12 protein-coding genes and 1 pseudogene (1 of these 13 running past the window's edge) are annotated in these 21,914 nt (G+C 57.1%); 9 read left to right on the top strand and 4 right to left on the bottom strand.

The window, feature by feature from the left end; all coding sequences use genetic code 11:
* Positions 1 to 676: 676 nt before the first annotated feature.
* The 3 genes from IIA05_09235 to IIA05_09225 form a co-directional block, all read right to left on the bottom strand.
* Positions 677 to 2,908: a tetratricopeptide repeat protein gene (locus IIA05_09235; protein ID MCH9027283.1), complete on the bottom strand. Its 2,232-nt coding sequence runs from the start codon at positions 2,906 to 2,908 to the stop codon at positions 677 to 679.
* Between the two features lie 220 nt (positions 2,909 to 3,128).
* Positions 3,129 to 5,138 carry a PD40 domain-containing protein gene (locus tag IIA05_09230; GenBank protein MCH9027282.1) on the bottom strand — a complete coding sequence of 670 codons (2,010 nt, stop codon included), beginning with the start codon at positions 5,136 to 5,138 and terminating at the stop codon, positions 3,129 to 3,131.
* A 124-nt stretch (positions 5,139 to 5,262) separates the two neighbouring features.
* On the bottom strand, positions 5,263 to 8,478 hold the full coding sequence (locus tag IIA05_09225; protein MCH9027281.1) for a hypothetical protein: 3,216 nt from the start codon (positions 8,476 to 8,478) through the stop codon (positions 5,263 to 5,265).
* A gap of 513 nt (positions 8,479 to 8,991) precedes the next feature.
* Between IIA05_09225 and IIA05_09220 the strand changes: the two genes are divergently transcribed.
* The 8 genes from IIA05_09220 to IIA05_09185 are packed head-to-tail and all read left to right on the top strand — an operon-like array spanning position 8,992 to position 20,297.
* Entirely contained in the window at positions 8,992 to 11,259 is a 2,268-nt protein-coding gene (locus tag IIA05_09220) for an MMPL family transporter (GenBank protein MCH9027280.1), read from the top strand.
* 19 nt (positions 11,260 to 11,278) lie between these two features.
* Positions 11,279 to 12,568 (top strand): hydroxymethylglutaryl-CoA reductase, encoded by a 1,290-nt coding sequence (locus IIA05_09215; protein MCH9027279.1) that lies wholly within the window; start codon positions 11,279 to 11,281, stop codon positions 12,566 to 12,568.
* Complete coding sequence (locus tag IIA05_09210; protein ID MCH9027278.1) at positions 12,454 to 15,258, top strand: phosphoenolpyruvate synthase; 2,805 nt, start codon at positions 12,454 to 12,456, stop codon at positions 15,256 to 15,258. Before IIA05_09215 ends, IIA05_09210 begins: the two co-directional genes overlap by 115 nt.
* Complete coding sequence (locus tag IIA05_09205; protein MCH9027277.1) at positions 15,255 to 16,364, top strand: DUF3419 family protein; 1,110 nt, start codon at positions 15,255 to 15,257, stop codon at positions 16,362 to 16,364. Before IIA05_09210 ends, IIA05_09205 begins: the two co-directional genes overlap by 4 nt.
* Complete coding sequence (locus IIA05_09200) at positions 16,361 to 18,052, top strand: hypothetical protein (GenBank protein MCH9027276.1); 1,692 nt, start codon at positions 16,361 to 16,363, stop codon at positions 18,050 to 18,052. Before IIA05_09205 ends, IIA05_09200 begins: the two co-directional genes overlap by 4 nt.
* 7 nt (positions 18,053 to 18,059) lie before the next feature.
* A complete protein-coding gene (locus IIA05_09195) occupies positions 18,060 to 19,187 on the top strand; it encodes a hypothetical protein (GenBank protein ID MCH9027275.1) in 1,128 nt (375 codons plus the stop codon).
* Positions 19,184 to 20,089, top strand: coding sequence for a phosphatidylserine decarboxylase (gene psd, locus IIA05_09190; GenBank protein ID MCH9027274.1), 906 nt, complete (start codon positions 19,184 to 19,186; stop codon positions 20,087 to 20,089). Before IIA05_09195 ends, psd begins: the two co-directional genes overlap by 4 nt.
* Positions 20,061 to 20,297 (top strand): hypothetical protein, encoded by a 237-nt coding sequence (locus IIA05_09185; protein MCH9027273.1) that lies wholly within the window; start codon positions 20,061 to 20,063, stop codon positions 20,295 to 20,297. The genes psd and IIA05_09185 overlap by 29 nt, the downstream gene beginning before the upstream one ends.
* A 296-nt stretch (positions 20,298 to 20,593) precedes the next feature.
* Here IIA05_09185 and IIA05_09180 read toward each other — a convergent pair whose 3' ends face one another.
* Positions 20,594 to 20,956, bottom strand: a complete 363-nt coding sequence (locus tag IIA05_09180; protein ID MCH9027272.1) for a cytoplasmic protein — start codon at positions 20,954 to 20,956, stop codon at positions 20,594 to 20,596.
* Positions 20,957 to 21,655: 699 nt separating this feature from the next.
* Between IIA05_09180 and IIA05_09175 the strand changes: the two are divergent.
* Positions 21,656 to 21,914: pseudogene (locus tag IIA05_09175) on the top strand (terminase small subunit); it runs 221 nt beyond the window's last position.

Below are 21,914 nucleotides of genomic sequence, written 5' to 3'. Positions count from 1 at the left end.
CATTTCGTTTTTCGAGGGCTGCTAATGGCCGCCTTGGATCAAAAGACATTATGGGACTCGATTAGTTTTGGCAAAAATTTCTGTCACCCCAACTTGAGAATCGAATGCCCGAATCTCCCCCCCTGGCCCCCTCGCGAAATCTCAGAGCGATCAGCCTGTATATAGATAAGGTGTCCAGCGCCGACCGTCCTACCTTCTTTCGACCCTGAGTCTGAGTGCTTCTCTCGGCACCTTTAAGGCTATTCAATGCCTGTAGCCTGGCGTGGTCACACTCTGTCACACAATACCCTCTCAGCGGCCTGAGAATGGCCCCAGATCGACGTTCCCCGAATCCGCTGGGCTTGTGGGGCTGGGGTCGCTCTGGCTGGGCTCTGAGGGACGCTGCGAAGGATCGAAAAGATTTGCGCGTGTCTTTGTGGATATCTGTTTTTTTGCTGCTGAGTAGTAAGGGGCCGGCGAGTCACTCGGTGAATCCCTCGACGGTGTCCTGCTGCTATCGCTTAATGAGTCCCTCGAAGTCTAAACCAGCGTGCCGGATGTCCGCTTTGGGTCGTTAGCGGCCCTTCGTGGCAATATTAGCTGAATGTCCGCTTCCGCGGGTAAAGCGGACGTTCGATTTCAGGAAAAGCCGATTTTTGACAGTCCGCTTTCGGCCAATAGCGGACATTACAAAGAGTCAATTTCCACCCTCCGCCGCAAACCGTTCGCAGGTTCCCTCGGCCGGTTGCCAGACTGCCGCGTACGGATTGTCGGTGCAGACGATGGCGAGGAATCTATCGCGCTCTCGGGCCTGTCGGGCTTCCTGGCTTGCGAGGATGGGGGCAAATCCCGGATCGTCATAAAGCACTTTCAGATAGGCTTCATTGGACCGGATGAAATACCCGTCTTCCAACCCATTGGCAATCAGCGCGAGGCCTCTCTCGCGCTCGCCGGCCAGATAGTCGGCAAGACCCTCTTCATAGTCAACGCTGAGGTAAAGTTTGGCTCTGATGACCCCGGCCTCTCGATAACGGCGCACATTGTCCTTTATCGCTGCCAGGAGTTCGCCGACTTCAGCCTCTTCACCGGCATCGCGGCGGATGGCGATCAATGCTGCCGCGTTATCGGCTTGAAACAGACCGGTGAACGTAACCCGCCCACCGCTTCGTTGCCACATCTCCTCCAGAATAGGCCGGGCCCGGACATAATCACCGACGCTGGCAAACGCCAGCCCTAGATCACTGCGGGCTCTGAGCGAATCCGGGTCCTCAGCAAGGCGCGCCTGTGCAGTAGTGACCGCGTCTTCGGGTCTGCCCAACACTCTTAGTACATCGGGTAGTGGTGCCTCTGAAATGGCAAGGGCTTCTTTTCCGAGGCCGATGGCGGCGAACGGCTGGGTCAAATCGTTCCGCCCGAACACACTCTCCGGATTGATCCGCAAGGCATCCAGGCCGGCCAGGACTCTATTGGCCCATTTCCCGCCGACGGATGTCCGGAAGCCACGCACACTCGCATAAGCCCCCGGGGCGATGGAAGCAAACTTTTCCAGTTCCCGGTCGGCCTCGGCGAGCCGGTTTCGGTTGATCAGCAGTTGAATATAGTTGTACCTGGCCGGTACCGACAGCGGATTGAGACGCAGCGCGGTCTCCTGCCTGGTAAAGCCCTCGGCATAGACTCCGAGGTCGCCACCGAGGATGCTCCCCATCCAGGTATAGACGATGGAATAGTTGGGGTTGATCTGGATGGCTTGCTCGAAGTGTGTCAAGGCCTCTTCCAGATTCCCCTGTTCTAGCAAGACAAAACCGATGGCGGCTTGGGCTTCAGCGAGGGTCGGATCAAGATCCATCGCTCGCTCCGCATGGGGAACGGCCCTGGCAATGGCTTCGGTGACAGGTAGGCCGGCCTGCTGAATCAGCAAGAGGGTGGCCATAGCCAACTCAGCATGGGCAAGCGCATATTCGGGGTCGAACGCTATTGCCTTTTCAAACTCGCCAACCGCTCCCTCAACGCCGGCCCGCCCGCGTTGGGCCACCAGATACCGACCCCTCAGGTAAGCATTATGGGCCTCGGTATTTGCTGCTGCGACCACCCGGGGTGCTGCCTCGACTTCGAGTCCCAGATGTTCCTTTAGGGCCCCAACGATGGCTGCCGAAATCTCGTCCTGCACCGCGAAGATATTTACAAGTTCCCGATCATAGGTTTCCGACCAAAGGTGGAAGCCGGTACTGGCATCGATAAGCTGGGCGGTGATACGTAATTGAACGCCCGCCTTGCGGACGCTGCCTTCCAGAACCAAGGCCACATTCAATTGCTGGCCGATTTCAATAGCGTCCCGGTTCTCGCCCTTGAACTGAAATGATGAGGTACGCGCCGCCACTCGGAGACCAGGAATCTTGGCCAGGACGTTCAGCAGTTCTTCGGAGATGCCATCGGAAAAATACTCCTGATCCGCCTCGGGGCTTAAATCAGTGAAGGCCAGGACGGCGATGGATTTATCAGGAATCTCTGATTTCCCGGATTCGGCCGCCTGCTCGGTTACGGCTTCGGTCGTCGCCTGTACCAGTTCAGCGTCCCGCGACGGGTCGAGCACGAACTTGTCGAAAGCGAAGAAACCCAGCGCCAAAACCAGTGCCGCGATAATGAGGTAATCGATATTTCGTCCGGTTAGGTGAGTGATGGACTGGCTGCGATCGACATCCTTTTCTTTTTTCAGGCCCTCGGGTGTAAGCTCGTACGCCCACGCGAAAAACATAGCCAGCGGGAACCCCATGATAATGACGGTCGCGAAGACCTTCATGACCCAGGCAGGCGCTTCAAAAGTCTCGAACAAGACGGAGGCAACTTCCACCAGCAACCAGCCCACGATGGCATAGGCCACCGCGACCTTAACGACGTTGCGTCGTCTTAACTCCGCCCAGACTGAGGTCATGCCTCCCCCCGTATACGAGAGTCAGAGATAAGCCGGATTCTACCTAGAATGGGGCCCTCGAAGGACCAAATTAGATGAAATCTCACCAAATTGTGGTCGAAGTCGATCCACTAGAGGGAAATTTTGAGTGTCCGCTTTGGGTCGTTAGCAGACGTCAGAAGCGGTCTAGATCAGCACTTCCGGAATGTCCGCTTTCGGCCAATAGCGGACGTTCGGGTGCCTACTGTCTCTCCCATTCAAGCGCGTAAATGTTGTGAATGCTGTGATCGCGGAGCAGAATCACGGTGCCGTCTGGCTCAACACCGACCCATGGCCCGGTGGTACCCCAAACCTGCATCTCCTTGCCAATGCGAATCATCTCGACGATTTCTCGAGTCTTGATGTCCAGCCGATGAACCGCCCGCCTGCGGCCTTTCTTCCATGAGTCAACAAGAAAAAGACTTTGTCCGTCGGCCGACCAAAACATAAGCCCATAGAATGCGGATCCATCGGTCAACTCGGAGACATCCAGGGTCTCCATATCAAGCAGGGCGATTTTTCCGTCGACAATACCGGCAGCAAAGCGGGCGTCCGGCGACCACCTCAAACCGTAAATTGGGCTCGACGTCTGTATCTTCGCCATTTGCCCAGCGACCATGTCCCAAAATACCGGCGATTCTTTGCCTGCCTCGTTAAACGAAAGAAGATTGCCATCCGGTGACCAGCTCGGCGACCAGCTATACTTTCCTTCCGTTGATAGTCGCTCAGGCTCACCGCCCTTTGTGGAAATGACATAGATCCCATGTTCGTCGCCAGGCACCCATCCTTCAAACGCTATCGATTTCCCGTCCTGCGCCCATGAAGGACTGGCAATGCGCATCGGCTCGAACGAAAGCTGCGTACTCTCGCCGGTTGTTAAATCCTTGAGCCATAGCGTGCCACCTGGATAGGCCACATAGGCTGCCGTCGATCCGTCGGGAGAGATTTGCAAATGCTCGGCCGACAACGACCGCATTCCTTCAATACCTTCGATCGAGCCGGTCTCCTTATTAAATTGCATAATCTCGCCACGCAATTGCCAGCCGATCGCGAATATTCGATCTCCACCCACCTCCATTGTCGGCCGAAGAAAGTCGATGACTCCAGTCGTTATTTGAAATGGTTCCCAGTATTTTCCGTCGCCAGTATCCTTGGCCGCCCACAGTTGCGTGCCCTCATCATCGCGTGCCTGGAACACATAATACCCACCGTCATTGGTCCATGAACCACAGCACATTGCATGGACATCCATGTCGGAAAAGATTCTGGCGGCTTCACCACTGGCAAGATCAATCTCCCAAATTGTCCCGGCGAAATCGTCCAGAAAATCAGTAACCCTCACTCGCGTTCCATCCGGCGAAATCCGCGGCCAGTATGATCGGTGCGGCATTGTTGCTATCTTTCTATCATCTGTTCCGTCGGCGTTTGAGATATGAACGTCCGAATTGAATCGCATGAACACTTTCTGTTTGCCATCCAATGAGAATGAAGTCGATCGAGATGGACCAATCCGTTTTGGACTACCGCTGACGATCGGAATCTCCCATCCGATAGGTTCGCGGGCACCAAATTCCAGATCAAATACCTCAAGATACATTAATGACTTTTTCGGGATTATTGCGGACGCAATAACACCCACCTGTTCGACGTTAAATGGCGTTTCGAATGGACTATGTCCACCACCCTGTATTGGTACCTGACTTATCCCGTAGTATCCGGTCTCGAAATTCGTGAAAAAGATGCGAGACTCATCCGCAACGATCGGCAAAGGGCTGGACACGGGCGGGAGCACGATCCGAGCATCGGTGAGCTTCGTGTATTTTGAGACGACCGGCTGATCTGAAATACGATGGCTCGGTCCATCTTGCCCAATGACTCGACTGACTACCAACACAACAACAACAGCAGACAGCGCGCCGATAATCACGAAATCAATTTTCCGCCCACCGAATGCTGTCACCGGAGAATCTATGTCATCGTTCTCGCGATCTAACCGGCCCTCTGGAGTAAATCGGTAGGTCCACGACAGCATCAGTACGATGGGAAATCCGATTAGCAAAGTTATTATGCTTAACGGCCCGATCCATGCAGGCAAATCGAGCATTGACGTAAGTACGTCGACGATCTGTAGCACCACCCAGGAGACTGCCAGGTAGGCAACTCCGACTCGTGGCACATTTCTCTTAGACAGGCGTTGCAGCAGCTTGGTCATAGAATGTCCGCAAGGTTCATTGAATGTCCGCTTTGGGTCGTAAAGCGACCTTTCACCAGGAACGACGGTTTTCAGCCTTTAATGTCCGCTTTCGGCCGCGAGGCCATGACAGCGGCAAAACCTGTCAGCCTCGAATCTGCTGATAAATTTTTTCGGTTTCCGGTGATGGGGTTACGCCCAGTGTGCCTTCTAGCGTGGTCCGACAGCGGTTGTACACTTCTATGGCTTCGGCCTTGCGTCCCTGCTCCGCGTGGCAAAGCATTAACAGCCTGTAAAGACTTTCCGATCGGTCATCGGTCTCGAGGGCATGCTCGAGCAAGTCAATCGCTTCGTCCGGACAATCATTTGCATTGAAATAATTGACAATCTGGCTGGTGAATCGTGTGAATCGGTTTCTGACCTGCTCGCGTATACCAATCGCCCAGGACGCTTCTTCATCGCCAAGGAAAGCACCCTGGTAGATATTCATGATCTTGCCAACCACTGCCCTGATGTCATCGAGGCCTCCGGCGATTTCACCGGCGATCATCCCGCTGACCTGCTTCTGCGCCTGCTCCATCGCCCAGAGATCGAGCCAGAAAAGACTCGGATTAAGGCTCAGCCGGCCACCTTCGAGAATCAGCGCCTGCTCATCGCCGAGGATGTTGCGTAGGCGGTGAAGTGTCGTGTTGAAAGAACGGTTGGCGTAGTCGCTGTCGATGTGCGGCCACATAGCATCGGCAATTTTCTGTACGCGAACATCTATCCCGCCAAAAGCAATGATTACCTGTAGCAGCTCGATGGGCCTTCCCTGTGCCTTGCCTTTCTTTTTCCTGGCCGCCTGCCCGACCCACTCAATATGGAATTTTCCCATCGTCGTGACTCTGAACATCCACGGCCAACCTTCGACATCCAATGGTGGCTTATCGGGCATCAGTCGCCGTTTTACAATCAGCCACTTGACGTATTCAGGTTCAATCCCGCTGCGTAAGGCGATGACAGCCAACCTGGCCATCAACCGCCTTTGCCACCAGAAGGTGAATGAATAATTATTTTCCCGGCCCAATTTTAGCGCCGCACTCAAGGCGCGCAGTCCCTGCGACTTGCGGTGGTACTCGAACGCCAGATAGGCATAGATCAGGAGACTCGAAAACTCGAATAGACGGTTGTCGATGGCCCGGACAAATCTTCTGACCTTTTTCAAGTGCTCGAAGCTTTTCCGGGTATCGCCGAGTTCAAACTGAATCTGTGCCATACCGATCCTCATGATGGCTTCGAAAAACGGCAGACCGAGTTCCTGGATCAGCCTCAGCGCGGTCCTCTGCTGATTGAAAGCATCCTGCGGATCACTCCTTTCCATCGCGATCCAGGCACGGACAAGATAATACAAACTGGCATCGAAGCGCCTGGCTTTTAATGCGTCCTCATCGATTTGTGCCAACATGCTTTCTGCGATTTCAAAGTCCCCGGCGCCCAGCGCCCCGGCCCCACCAAAAATCAGCGTCGTGTTCCGCCACACATGAATACCACTGTCTCGCGCCGCTTTCAGACCCTGACCGGCGACCTTCAGACAATCTTCGTGTTGTCCCAGGAGCATGTAATGCATGGCCTCGAACGCATGCAAGGTGGTGACCGCGATCGGTGGCACATCCGGTTCATCGACAATCTGGCGTATGGATTCGATAAACGTCCGCGCAACGTCAAAGCGCCCGGTCCAGACAATCCCGGAACACAGCATGGTCACAGCCCGTAAGCGGGTAGCCGAATCGTGCGCCTTTTCGATTACGCCAACCGTACGTTCCGCCCAATGCTCGATTTCCGGGTGTGAGGTCTGCCGATAGGCCAGCGACAGGTACATGTTGTAGGTCACCCTGGCGCCATAAGGGTGTTCGGGGAAATCCGGGTATTCCACCAGCAGCCGCTCGACTTCACTGATCCAGTGATCCAGCGGGCTCAGGTCGTTAAGATCGTACAAAATCGCGTCCAGCACGCCGCCACAGGCCATGAAAAGCCCATCCCGATCGACCGGTTGCTGTTCGCGGAACATCGTGTAAGCGCGCTCGCAGAAAAGCTGGCTTTCCACCGGCGCATACGCGGTACGACAAGCACCCATCCAGTAAGACATCCAGGGATCACCTTCCACGAATTTGGAGGGTAACTTCTCCAGCCATTCCTGCAAGGTTTCGTCGCGCCCCTGCCCCAGCACCGTCGCTGCATGTTGCTTGACGAGCTTGGCCAGTTCATCCCATTGTCGGTTTTCGACGCGCAGATTGATCGCATCCTCGATTTGTCCTTCCTGCTCCAGCAGGCTCGCCGCACGCTCCTGCAGTTCTGCGAATTCCTTCTTGCCCAGCTTTACTTTGGCCCTGCCCAACAAGAACTCACGCAGCAAGGGATGATATTCATAGATGATTTCATCCAGACCGTGCCTGGAAGTGACGAAGAAATCGTTGCGCGCGAGAACACTCAGAATATTTTCTGTGTCGTTGCGGTTAGTTAGCGTATCGGCCTGCTTTGCGGTAACCTGCGGCAGCAAACAGGTCTGCAACATCAATTCATAATCTTGATCGGGCAGCCGTTTGATGACCTCGGCCGCCAGGTAATCGAAAATCACCTGTGGCGTAGAATCTTCCTGAACGTCATGTATCGGTCTGCTCCCGTGCTGTTGCTCGAGCATCAGGACCAGACCGGCGACCCACCCACGGGTTCGCTGAAATAATCGCTCACAGGCCTCTTCGTCAAATTCGTGCCCGCGAACGCGGATGACGGCATCGGATTCTTCTCGCGTGAGCCTCATGTCGGACTGGTCGAGCGCGAGCATGCGCTGGTTCGCCCTGATTCTCGCCATCCAGGCCGGCGGCTCTTCCCGGCTGATGATGACCACGCAACACCCTTGAGGTATCTCGGCCAGGCCATTACGAATCACATCATGAAATTGCGATTTGGCGGGCACATCCTGGAAATTGTCGATAACCACAGCGAAAGGCTGCGCCAGGCGGGCGAAAAGCTCGCGAAAATAACCGTGAGAGAACGCCGGGAGATCGCTCAGATACTGGGGAGAAAAGGCCGGCAGGGGCTTGGCATCGCTATCGTCCGAATCAGTGACCGCCCGGGACAGGTAATAAAAGAAGGTGGCGACATCGCCGTCGCTTTCATCGGCTTGGTACCAAACATCATCAACTGCCCAGGTATCGAGATAATCGGCAACCAGCGTGGTCTTGCCCGACCCGGGCGAGCCGGATACCCAGATTATTGACCTTTGCCTGCCCTCATCCAGCAGCGTGAACAATCGGGGCCGGGACGCGATCTTCGGCAGACGCGGGCGGCTGATTTTTGCGAACCTGACGGCCGAATGTTGCATGCGTGTCTTTAGGACCAAAAACTAGTATATGGTCGCTGATCCTGAAGTTGTCAAGCCAGAAACGCCAGCGATAAATCAAAGTGTCGCGCAACAAAATCAGCGAGTTACGACTCCATTGCTGTACAGCCTGTAAATTGCGCCGACAGTTTTAGGGAATGGTCGGCTTTGGGTCGATAGCAGACATAAATGCACAGGTCATTCTGGTAACAAGTGCAGCACTTGTTAGTGCGGCAATCGACCATCTACTTGGGTCCCGCAAAGACAAGCCTGAGACCGATTGAAGCCACGATATCGGCCGTAACAGCCTTACGTAGCGTTTCACCATAATCACCTGCCGCTGAGCGCATTGTGTAAGTGAATTGTAAGTGAATTGTAAGTCCTGTGTAAGTCCCGTGTATGCCATGCCTGGGTATGGTTGTTCCATGACCATAAGCGGAAGGACTCACATGGCTGAGTTCCTCCCACCTTAGTAAACAAAGGAGTTTTGCGGTTAGCCACGAATAGGAAACGCTCATGCTGACCAAATTCGTCTACTTTCTCGTGCAACGACGCATCGTCGTGGTATCGGTAGCGCTCGTGCTGACCATCGTGCTCGGCGTGTTTGCAAGCAGACTCAGCATCGACAACTCGATTGAGGCGTGGTTCGTCGAGGATGACCCCGCACTGGTTTCGTACCAGACATTCCTCGAAGAGTTCGGCAACGATGAGGTGGTCGTCATCGCGATTCACGGTTCGGACGACGTGTTCGCGCCCGACCGCTTGGAACGACTCGCCCACCTGAGTAGCGCCCTGGAAGAAATCGGCGGCGTTGCCCGGGTGCATAGCTTGGCCAACACCGGCGTTCTCGTGGCCGGCGCTGAGCCGCGGCTCGTTCCCGCAGTCGACCTCCCTGTTGGCAACGACGATCTGCTGCGCGCCCGCGCGGTGGTCGCTATTGACGGACTGGCATCGCGACTGGTCGGGCGCGACGGCTCGACGCTCTTGGTGTTCGCGTGGATGGAGGCCAACCGCGACATTGACATCGAGCGGCCGCGCATACTCGAAGCGATCCGTACCGCCACCGAGGCAGAACTAAACGAAGCCGAGCATTCGAGCTACGGCGGAATCGGTGTCCTCCATGACGCGCTCAACCGCGCGACCATCGGTGAGGGCAGCCTCTTCATCGGCCTGTCCTACCTGGTCATCGCCGCCACGCTTTTCCTGATCACACGGCGATGCCTGTGGACGGTCCTCGCCCTATTGGTGGTCGCTCTGGCGGACATCGCCCTGCTCGGAGTCATGTCGCTCCTCGGCCGCTCCGTCAATATGGTCACGATAGCGCTGCCTCCGGTGGTGATGATACTCGGCGTCGCCAACGTCGTTCACATGACCACCGACCTCGACATCGCCCTGGGCCGAGCGCGCAACTCGATCCAGGCTCTCACGACCACACTCGCCGAAGTGACCATACCGTGCGCATTCAACACGGTCACCACAGCAGTGGCGTTCCTGTCACTGACGACGGCGAGCATGGCCGTTACACGCGACTATGGTTTGTTCGCTGCCATCGGCGTGGTGTTCGCGTTCGTGTTCGCAGTGGCGGGGATGTCGGCGCTGCTGCCGCGGGTGTCGCGACTGCGTCCGCCCGACCGCTCAATTGCGTGGCTGGCCAAGATCGTCGAGTGCATCATGATGTTTTCCATGCGCCGCCGCGCCACCGTGCTGGTGGTGACGTCGCTCGTCGTCGCAGTCTCGATAGTGGGCGCGGCCAGGATCGTCGTGGACACGAACAGCATTGGATTCCTTCCCGAAGACAACGTGGCCCGGCGGGACGCCGATGCCATTGAGCGCACGGCCGGCCCCTATTTTCCTCTAGAGATGACGCTGCGAACGAGCGGCGACAACTGGATGGACAGTGAGTTATTCGCCGCGGTGGCTGCCGCGCAAACGGCATTGGAAGCGGACGCGGCTATCGGGCGCACGACCACGATCGCCGATGTGCTACGCGACTTTTATGTAGGTGCCAGCGGAGATGTGATCCCTCGGCCGTGGGTGCCGGAAAGCGACGATGTGATCGAAATGACGGTGGCACTGCTCGAACGCACCGGCAATAGCGACATACTCGACCACCTGGTAGCGGCCGACGGGCGTACGCTGCGACTCACGGCGACCACATCGGGGATGAGCGCCGGCGGCTTTATCGAAGTAGCCGAGCGAGCGAGTGCGACGGCGCAAGCGGCCGTCGGCGACCAAGCCGAGGTCTCTATGAGCGGCTATCTGCCGCTGTACAGCCAGATGATCGAACACCTGGTCGGCGACCAGGTGAAGAGCTTCAGCCTCGCGTTTGTGATGGTTTTCTTGGTCGTGTCATTGGTGCTGCGCTCCTGGCGTTTCGCCCTGGTGGCCATCCCGCCCAATCTGCTCCCCGTAGCGATGCTGCTCGGTGTGATGGGATTCGCCGGCATCGAGCTGGACATCGCCACCGTTACCGTTGCCGCAGTGATGCTGGGCGTGATCGTCGACGATACCGTGCACATTCTGCACCGGCTACGGCGCGAGCTCGCTACCGGCGCCGCTCTCGACGACGCGATGCGCGCAGTGGCGCGAGCCAGTGGGGTCGCGGTGGTAATGACGAGTTTTGTTTTTTGCGCGGGCTTCTTCGTCATCTCGCTTGCCGGCAGCGACGCCATCGGCAACTCGGGCCTTTTGATGGCAGTCGCAGTGTTGGCGGCGCTGGTGACAGATTTAGTACTGCTGCCCGCGTTCATTTCGTTTTTGTTTAGCAGGCGGCACGCCGAATAACATCCGAAGGGGTTTAAACATGGCAACAGATTTCAATCGACTGCAAAACTTCCTCGACTACCTTGACGACGTCCACGAACAGTTGGACTGGAAGAATGGGCTTCGACCCAAACACAACGCACTTCCGCCGCCCATCCCCCGTGGCACCGATGAAGAAACGATAGCGGCGCGCTGGCAGGTGCTTCCCGTTGACGATGCCGCCCGGGAAGTTATCGCCGACGACACGTCGATGAGCCTGCGCGAGAGATTTCGCTGCAACGTGGAGAATTTTATCGGCACGGTGAAGGTTCCGGTGGGTGTCGCCGGCCCGTTGCGCATCAACGGTATGTTCGCGCAGGGCGACTACTATTATCCATTGGCGACCACCGAGGCGACGCTGGTAGCGTCGTATAATCGCGGTGCGCGCGTGATTAGCGAAGCCGGCGGTTGCACTACCATTCTGGCGAACGAGGGAGTGAGCCGCGCCCCGGGTTTTGTGTTCAACAACCTCGCCGAGGCGTCGAACTTTCTCATTTGGACGATGCGCAATATCAAGAAACTGCGTCGCGCCGCCGAGAAAACCACACAGCACGGCAGACTCATTGACATCAAGTTCAACCTCGAGGGCAACCACGTCTACTTTCTGTTCGATTTCTTCACGTGTGATGCATCTGGCCAGAACATGACCACCATCGCATCGGAAGCGATGTGCAAATACATCCTGGAAAAAAGCCCGATCAAGCCCAAGGTTTACTTCTCCGAGTCCAATCTGTCCGGCGACAAGAAGGCGACGATTCAATCCTTCCAGACGGTGCGCGGGCGCAAGGTTACTGCAGAAGTGTTCGTGCCCAGGGATCTGGTCGAGAAACGACTGCACGCCACTCCCGCAGACATCACCCGCTACTCGAACTTCGCCACCGCAGCCAGCCTGCTGATCGGATCGATCGGCACCCAAGGACACTACGCCAATGGACTGGCTGCACTTTACCTCGCCTGTGGGCAGGATGTGGCTTGCGTCGCCGAGTCGGCCGTGGGGATAACGCGTTTTGAAACCACCGAAAACGGTGACCTGCACCTGTGCGTGACGCTGCCCAATTTGATGGTAGCAACGGTTGGTGGCGGCACACAGCTTCCCAGTCAGAGCGCGTGTCTCGACATCCTCGGCCTCAAGAAACCGGGCCGGGCACACGAACTAGCCGAAGTGGTTGCCGCGTTATGCATGGCTGGCGAGCTCTCGATTGTCGGCGCCATCTGTGCGCGCGAGTTCACGCAGGCCCACGAACGGTTCGCGCGTGGAAACTTCGACGAAGGTCGCGAAGGCAAATCGTGACTGCGATACCCAAACCGCTAGCAGATGAACACGGGTCGTCCTGCATTATCCGTTTTGACCAGGCGACGCCGGCGCAACCGTTGGGCGGCAAAGCGGGTGCGCTGGCCGCACTTGGCGACACCGATTTTCCGGTGCCGCCGTGGATCGTGCTTGCACCGGACGCCTTCGACCGAAGCGTCACTGAGGCGCAGCGCGAAGCCCTCGCCATAGCGACGACCTACGACGACGTTACTGCGCTGTTAGACAACCTGATGATGGCTCCCGACGTCAAGTCGGCGTTGATGAGCGAGCTGCACACACTCGCGGGCGACGGACAGCGCTTTGCGGTTCGTTCGTCGGCGGCGGACGAGGATTCGGCCCAGCATTCTTTCGCGGGACAATTGGAGAGCTATCTGTTCGTCTCGCTCGAGAACGTGCCGTGCCGTGTTGCGGACGTTTGGCGTTCTGGATTCGGCGAACGTGTGTTTGCCTATCGCAAGGAGCATGGACTCTCGCCGTCGCCCGGCGTCCCAGCCGTGTTGATTCAGATAATGGTCGACGCCGACGTCTCTGGCGTGGCCTTCAGCATCGACCCGGTTAGCGGTGATCGGGGCATCGCGGTGGTGGGATCAGTTTTCGGCGTGGGTACGGCGCTGGTTTCGGGCGATGCCGACGCCGATACCCATCGCGTCGACTGCCACGGCGCTGTGGTCTCATGCGAGTTGGCGACAAAGACGATCGAGCACCGATTTTCCTCCTCGGCCCGGGAAGGTGTGGCAGCGGTAGCTGTGGACGCAGGACGAACCGAACAGTGGGCGCTTTCCGACACCGAGGTCGCATCGGTGGCCAGACTCGTGCGCAAGGCGGAGACCTTTTTCGGCCGGCCACAGGATATCGAGTGGGCGATGGCGTCCGGAGAACTCTACCTGTTGCAATCGCGTCCCATCACCTCGTTCGCCATCACCGCTGACGTCGGCGGCGCGCTTAACATTTGGGACAACAGCAACATCGCCGAGAGTTACCGCGGCGTGACCACACCCCTGACGTTTTCGTTCGCGCGCAACGCCTACGAGGGCGTGTACACACAACTGTGTCGCATTTTCGCCATTCCGGAAGCACGTATCGATGACAATCGCGCCGCCCTGAAGAACATGATCGGGCTGATCCGCGGACGCGTGTACTACAACGTGCTCAACTGGTACCGGCTGCTCGCCCAGACACCCGGTTACCGCACCAACGCCACTTTTTTCGAGCAAATGATCGGGTTGCAGGAACCGATCCCCGAAGAGGCGCTGGGTACGGCGACGAAACGATCGCTGCCATCACGCCTAGCGGAGTGTTTTCGCTTGCTGAGGACGTCAATTTCGATCGTTGTAAATCTCTTTACTCTCGATTTCAAGATTCGGCGATTCTACGGGCGCGTCGAAGCGGCGCTGACCACGCGTCCCGATCTGGCGACGCTGCGCGCGAACGAGCTCGTGGGCGAGTACCGCTTGCTGGAGAGCCGACTGATCACACGCTGGGACGCACCATTGATCAATGACTTCTTCGCCATGAGCTTCTATGGGATTTTGTGCAAGCTGTGCGTCAAATGGTGCGGTGATGAGGCCGGCACCCTGCAAAACAACTTGTTGTGCGCAACCGGTGGCATGGTCAGCACCGAGCCGGCGGAGCGCTTACAAACGATGGCCCAGATCGCCGCCGGGAACAAGGATCTCGCGCGCGCGCTACGCGAAGCAGAGTTCAGGGAAATTACTCCGCAAATCGAAGCCGACGAAGAGTTTCATCGGCTTTACCAATCCTATCTCGAGGAGTTCGGCGATCGCTGCATCAACGAGCTCAAGCTGGAAAGTCACACGCTGCACGACGACCCCACGATGCTGCTGCGTGCGATCGGGGCGCTGGCCGCGCAAAATATCGGGCCCGCGACGGACACGGGCAACAACAGGTGCGCGCTGCGCGCCGAGGCAGAGGAATGTGTTCGCCACACGTTAGCGTCGCAAACACTCAAGCGTTGGACGTTCGAGTGGGTTCTCGGTAATGCCCGTGACACCATTCGTAACCGCGAAAACCTGCGCTTGGAACGAACGCGAGTCTTTGGCCGCGTCCGCCGCATCTTCGTCGAGTTGGGCAAACGTCTCAGCAACATCGACGCGCTCGCCGATCCCCGTGACGTCTTCTACCTGCACACGCGCGAGGTCCTTGATTTTGTCGAAGGCACCGCCGTTACCACCGATCTGCGCAAGCTGATATCGCTGCGCAAGGAGGAGTTCGCAGAATACGAGCGCCAGGATCCGCCGCCCGATCGCTTCGAAACTCGCGGGGTCGTATATCGCAACTGTTTTGACGCCACGCTTGGGACCAATGACGGCGGCGACACACGTACCGGCATCGGCTGCTGCCCGGGACAAGTTTCCGGCGCGGTGCGCGTGGTTACCGACCCGCGAACGGCCATGCTGCAGCAAGGGGACATTCTCGTAGCCGAGTGCACCGATCCAAGCTGGATCATGTTGTTCCCCTTTGCGTCGGGTCTGCTCGTCGAGCGCGGTAACCTCCTGTCACATTCGGCGATCATGGCGAGAGAAATGGGCATCCCAACGATCGTCTCCATCTCCGGTGTGACCCGGTGGCTGAGCAACGGCGACACCGTCGAGTTCGATGGCGCCAGTGGAATCGTTCGGCGCACCGGCGGCGACGAGGAAAAAGCGTGACCGGCGTAACCAGCGAAGTGGAATCACGCGCTAGTTTCTCCCTGTTGCGCTACGCCCAGTGTTGGGAAGATGCCGACGTGCTTCTCGCCGCGCTCGATATTCAACCCGGCGATAGTTGCTTTGCGATTGCATCGGCCGGCGACAATGCGCTGGCCATGCTCAGCCGTGGCCCGCAACGCGTGGTGGCTGTTGACCTCAATCCTGCGCAGCTCGCGTGCATCGAATTGCGTATTGCCGCCTATCGCGAGCTCGAACACAACGAGCTGCTGCGCCTGATGGGATCGCGTCCTGGCAACGACCGGCTTGCTCTCTATCGGCGATGTCGTTCGCTTCTTTCCAGGAACACGCGTTCATTCTGGGATGCACGGGCCGGCGCGGTCGCGGGTGGCATCGGCTCAGCGGGCAAATTCGAAAACTACTTCCGGCTGTTTCGCACCAGGGTGTTGCCGGCCGTTCACGGCCGCGATACGGTCGAGCGCCTTTTCGAGCCACGGCCGCGTTCTGAGCGCGAGGCGTTCTACGAGCAGGTGTGGAGTAATTGGCGCTGGCGGAGGATGTTCAGAATCTTTTTCTCCCGGTTCGTGATGGGATGGGCCGGCCGCGACCCCAGTTTCTTCAAATACGTCGAGGGGTGCGTGTCCGATAGAATTCTTGTGCGAGCGCGGCACGCGCTCATCGAGCTCGACCCGTCACAGAATTCTTACTTGCAGTGGATATTTTTTGGTAGCCATCCCACGGCGTTGCCTTATGCGCTGCGGGCGGAAAACTTCGACGCGATTCGCAGCAACCTCGATCGGCTCGAATGCCGCGTTCAATCGCTGGAGGATTTTCTCCATTCCGACGATGCAAGGTCTGTGAACAGCTACAACCTGAGCGACGTATTCGAGTACATGTCCGAGGAAAACTACACAGGCATTCTCGAACGCATTACGGCCTACGCCGCGCCCGGCACCCGCATCGCTTATTGGAATCTGCTCGTGCCCAGGACCCGCCCTGAAACTTTGGCAAAGCGGCTGCGACCGCGACCGGAAGCGGCTCGGCTCCATCAGGCGGACAAGGCATTTTTCTACAGCAATTTCATCGTGGAAGAGGTTGTGGCCGAATGAATTCATATCTGGGCATCGCACTCACCGTCGGCGGCGTTTCCGGGCTCATGGTGGGCACGGCGGCGGTCCGCAAACGAGTCGCCATACACGCCGAAACCGCGCGAAAGATCGTCCATGTGGGCAGCGGACTGCTCGCGCTGAGTCTCCCCTGGCTCTTCACCACGTGGTGGCCGGTGGTGATTGCCTGCGGCGTCAGCGCGATCGGACTTGCCGTACTTCGCCACACCAACTGGTTTCCGGTTCGCCTTCGCGAGGTTATAGGTAGTGTCGACCGGGAATCGGGCGGCGAGTTCTATTTCCCTCTGGCGATAGCGATGTTGTTCCTGCTGGCCGGGGCCGATCCTCTGCTCTATTGTATTCCCGTCCTGATTCTCACGTTTGCCGACACCGCAGCCGCCGTTGTGGGTTTACGTTTCGGATGCACCCACTATCGATCCACACGCGGACACAAGTCGGTAGAAGGGTCGCTGGCGTTCTTCGTCGTATCGTTTCTCTGCACCTATTCGGTGCTGCTGCGATTCTCCGATCTGACTGGCTTCGACAGTCTAAAAATCGCCGTGGCCGTGGCCGTCGTCACCATGTTAACCGAGGCCATTGCCACCGATGGATTGGACAATTTGTTGTCGCCGCTGATCGCGTTGGTATTGCTGGTCACCTCGTTTCACGGTTCCGCGTTTGGCCCTTGGCTTCAGATCGGATCGACTGTGCTCCTCGTCACGGCCATTGTCACGCTGCAGCGGCGCGCACGCGAGCCCGGGCAAAAAAGTTTCTTTGAGCGGATGCAGGCATACTTTTCCGGAATGTTCGTGATACCGGTGCACATCGCCATCGCCGCCGTTCTTTACCTCGGCGTAGCCTCGCTGATGAAGAGCATTTACGGGCTCGAAACGTCGCTGTTCACAGCGTACAGCGTCATCGGCGTGTGTACCTTCTTTTTTCACCTGCTCATCCTGCGGCTGATGGATGAGCTGAAGGACCTCGAAGTCGACCGGGTGCTGTTCTGCGATCGACCTGTGCCATCGGGACGCGTGCGCGTTTCTGACATCAAGTCGAGTCTCGCCATCGCATCGGTGTTGTTTGTGCTCACCAACATGGCCGCCGGTCCCGCGCTGTGGGTGGCACTGGTCCTGCTCGGTTATGCGTACTTGATGTTTGGATACTTTTTCATCCCCGAGATTCTCCGGCGCAATTTGTTACTCAATCTCGCCACCCACAACCCGGTTGTCGCCGTCCTCATGCTTTATGCGATGGTGCTCTTCGGCGTCGAGTACGGCTTGTCCCTTGACGAAGTCAGCGGGTCGATGGTGGCACTGGTGATCGCCTTCTATTGGGCACCGATATTCGCGTGGGAGATTTCGCGCAAGATCCGGGCACCGGAGGAGGAGAACGACTACGTGACCTATTCGCGGATCTTTGGCCGACTCCGGGCGGTGTTGATTGCCACTGTCGCGCAGACGGCGGCCTTGATCATCGGGCTCTATTTCTATCGCACTTTGTCGCTATCCGGACTCTTCCCCGGAGTCATCCTGCTCGCATACGTGATCACCATGGCGGGTCATATTCGTTTCGTTCTTCGCCCCAACCCGCGATCGTCCAAACTTCGTCCGTTCGCCGAGGGATACGTTCTTGCGGTTTTTGCTTCGGGTTTGCTGGAGCAATTCTTCAGCGAGCTCTTCACCTGGTCGTGAGATGACGATGACGGTACACGACTTCAGCGACGACACCACCCTGACCGACCGGATGGTTCGCTTTGGCGCCGAACTCTATCGCGGCGACGACAACTGGATCGCGCCCTTCCAGTCGTCGCTGCGCGAGCAGTTGTCTCCGTCCTACCGATTCTGCCGTAAACCGGGCAACGACCGCATGAATTTCGTCGCCATGGACGGCGGTAAAACGGTGGGACACGCAGCGGCCATGGTTAACGCCGACTTGCGCGAAACCGACGGCGCAGTCGGCACCGTCGGCTTCTTCGAGTGCGTGGACCACTATGCGGTCGCCGAGAAGCTCTTTACGGCGGCAATCGACTGGCTGCGACGTGTCCATGGCATCACCCGCGTCTGGGGACCGATGAACTTCGACATTTGGCACGACTACCGAATGATGACGCGCGGGTTCGACCGCCCCGTGTTTTACGGCGAGCCTTACAACAAGCCGTACTACCCCGGCTTCTTCGAGCGTTACGGATGGCGGCCGAAGCGTAACTGGGAGTCGGTCGAAGTCATTGGGGATGCGATCGAGCAGTTGACTACATGGGGCACGCCACGCTACCAGGATTTCGTCGCCAATGGCTACCGTTTCGACAAGTTTGACAATGCGCGTTTCGATAGCGAGCTGACTCGCCTCTATGGCGCACTCACCGAATCCTTCTCCGGGTTTTTCGGATTCACGCCGATCACTATTGACGAATTTGTCGCTATGTTCTCGAAGCTCAAGTACGCGCTCGACCCGCGGTTGTTTACGTTCGTGACCGATCCACGAGGTGAGCTCGCCGGTTTCGCCGGGGCGTTTCTCGACCTGTCTGCCGCGGTTCGCGCCATGAGGGGCCAAACCAGCATTTGCGCACGACTGCGATTTATCATGCGGCGCCGTCGCGTCGATCGCCTGGTGTTCTACATTATCGGATTGAGCGCGCGGGAAGCGGCGAGGCAAACCGGTCTCGGCAGTGCCGCCGTTTGCCATGTCACACAATCGTTACACACACTCGGGTACCGCTCGATAGTGGCGGCGTTGATGCCACAGGACGGGCGCTCGCGGGGCCTCGTTGGTGGGCGCGACGCCATGCCCGCGCAACGCGAATACACCCTGTACGAGATCGAAATATGACAAAGAGGAATCCACTGACATACTACAACCGTGAGCAGGGCAAGTTGCTCGACGACGAGATATACGCCGACGCGTTCCTCGATTGGTCATACAACACAGCCTTCGGGAGGCTGCTTACCGACACCGTCTTTCGGCACCGATGGGTATCGCGGCTCTATGGTTGGTTTCAGAAGACGCGGTGGAGCCGGCGCCGCATCAAACCCTTTGTGCAACAATTGGGCGTCAATGTCGATGAAATCGTGCGTCCCCTCGACGAATTCGAAAGCTTTAACGACTTCTTCATCCGCGAAATCGACCTGTCGCGACGGACAATGCGATGGGATCCTGACGTGTGCATCTCTCCTGCCGACGGACGCGCCCTGGTTTACCCCTTCATCGAACCTGACGCCACGTTTCGCATCAAACGCGCGACGTTCAACTTGCGTGAACTGCTTAGCGACGACAACCTCGCCGAACGCTTCGCCGGCGGGAGCATGTTCATCACGCGGTTGTACCTGCGAGACTACCATCACTTTCATTTTCCCGACGGTGGCACACCGGGACCTTCGCGGACGATCGCCGGAGGACTCTACGCGGTGAGCCCGTACGCGCGGCGCGCGCTTGTTCCCTTCTACGCGGAGAACCAGCGAATGCTCACCCGCTTCGAGTCCGAGCACTTCGGCAGCATGGCGTTAGTCGAGGTAGGCGCGTTCACTGTCGGTTCGATCCGGCAGCGTTTTCAAGCAGAACAGCACGTCGAGAAGGCGCAGCGCAAGGGTCTCTTCGAACTGGGAGGATCGACTGTGGTGCTGCTCTTCGAGACCGACAAGATTGTGTTCGACGACGACCTCATTGCGAACACGCGCGATGACATCGAAACCTACGTGCGACTCGGTGATTCAATCGGCCGGAAGCCTGATTGAATCCAATAAAGCGTGGACGCTGAATCACGAGATCGCATCCATACTCAGTGGAATGATCAAGAATCGCATAACAACCGACAGCGACCTGATTTCTACTCTGAGCAAGGAGGCGTCGCCGCTGAAAATTCTGAGCGTGATGCAGGACGTGGTGAATGGTGCACTGGACGACATACACACTGCGCTGAGTTCCGGTGGGCCGATAGACTGAGCAGTCGAACGTCTGCTTTTCCCAAATCGGTCATTCAATCAATCAGAATATTGCCTCGGCGACCGGCCGCTTTCGGCCGAGGCTGTGTGAAAACCCGAATTTGAAAAAGATGGTGGTAAAACCTTGCCGAATACACTCACTTCAAGCCCCAATGTGGGCTGTCAATCGTTGTCTGATCGCTGCACGCTGTCAAAGTGAAGCACTGTCCCATCGGCCGCCAAAACTGATGAGTTTTCACACAGCCTCGGCCAATAGCGGACGTCCCGTGTGACCAGAAACGGCGGTATTTGCAAGTCTTATTCCTTGAGTTCGACCAGAATAAGTTCAAACGGTTTGTCGCTCAGGTTCTCTGGTAAGTGCTCATCCGCATCAGTCCATGAAGTGGCACCGGCTTCTCCAGTTACTTCCGAGGATGTACCGTCAGGCAAGGTCATGCGAACGGTGTTATCGGTCAGAAAAATCGTCACGTGCGGCCCATGTGTATGCATAACGGACTTCTCGCCCGGGCCGTATTTGATCCGTATTACACGAACCCTGTCGTTCTCAAATTCGACAGTGTAATGCTGCGGATCGGCAATTACCGCATCTTCCCCAATCGTCACTGTAGAAAAAACTGCTGCCACGACGAATGAAATACCAATGACTATTTTCTTGAACATGAGTCGATCCTCCTACAATCTCACTGATTGAGATAATTCTTGTGATTAACAATCCAAGTATAGTGGATAATTCTAGTTGGTGACTGTGCTGCAATCTCCTATTAGATTTTAGGTCGATAAAATTAACCATTGTGTCAATCCCGTGATGTCCGCTTTGGTCGAGGATATCTGTGAAAACCCCAGCGCGGAAACTGGGGCCACGATGCAAGGGGAACACCGTTTCATTCATCCTACGCATTCCAGCCGGAACTGTTGATCGCTGGCGGCCCTGTTTACCAAAAAATCGGCCCCTCAGATCGCTTGTAAGACCATAACTCGATCCGGCCTTGCCCTTGGTATTGCCTCATTTCAGCCAATTTGAAATTGACACGCGATCGCTTGCAGGTCAGATTTTGTCAGGTTTTCGTGGTGAATTTCTGCACCAATACACGCCCGCGCGTTGTCGCTGCCAAAAACTCCGGACATTTTACGGTCTTCGCGCGCGTAACCGCGTCGGAAAAGTCCGGCTACATGTTGGGTTTTGCTAAGTCCGTAAGGCTTCCCAATGGTCAGATCATGGCGCGAAACCATACGCTTAAAAAAATCGCGTGCGCGCGTGATGGTGCTCAAGACCAATGTTATTGGACACAGCAGCATCAAGCAAGATAGATACAAGTTTAGTTCGCGTATAATAGGGAGTACAGCAAGTCAGGAGCAACCATGGCACAGAAAGGATCAGCACTCACCCCAAAACAACAGCACTTCTGTCGAGCGGTGGCAGCAGGTTGCACGATGAGTGATGCATACAGGGAAGCGTACAGTACTAGCAGAATGAAGCCAGCCAGCATTCACCGGGAAGCAACAAGATTGATGAGCAACCCCATGATAACCACACGTATTGAGGTACTGAATAGGGCTAAAGACCGCGCTTTTATCGCCTCTGCGGTGTCAGACAGGGAGCTGGTTTTAACCCAGCTAC

The sequence above is a fragment of the Pseudomonadota bacterium genome, assembly GCA_022572885.1.
Classification (GTDB): Bacteria; Pseudomonadota; Gammaproteobacteria; order Steroidobacterales; family MnTg04; genus MnTg04.
The sequence above is the reverse complement of the archived record's forward strand: the minus strand, read 5'-3'. Positions and strand labels throughout refer to the sequence as shown.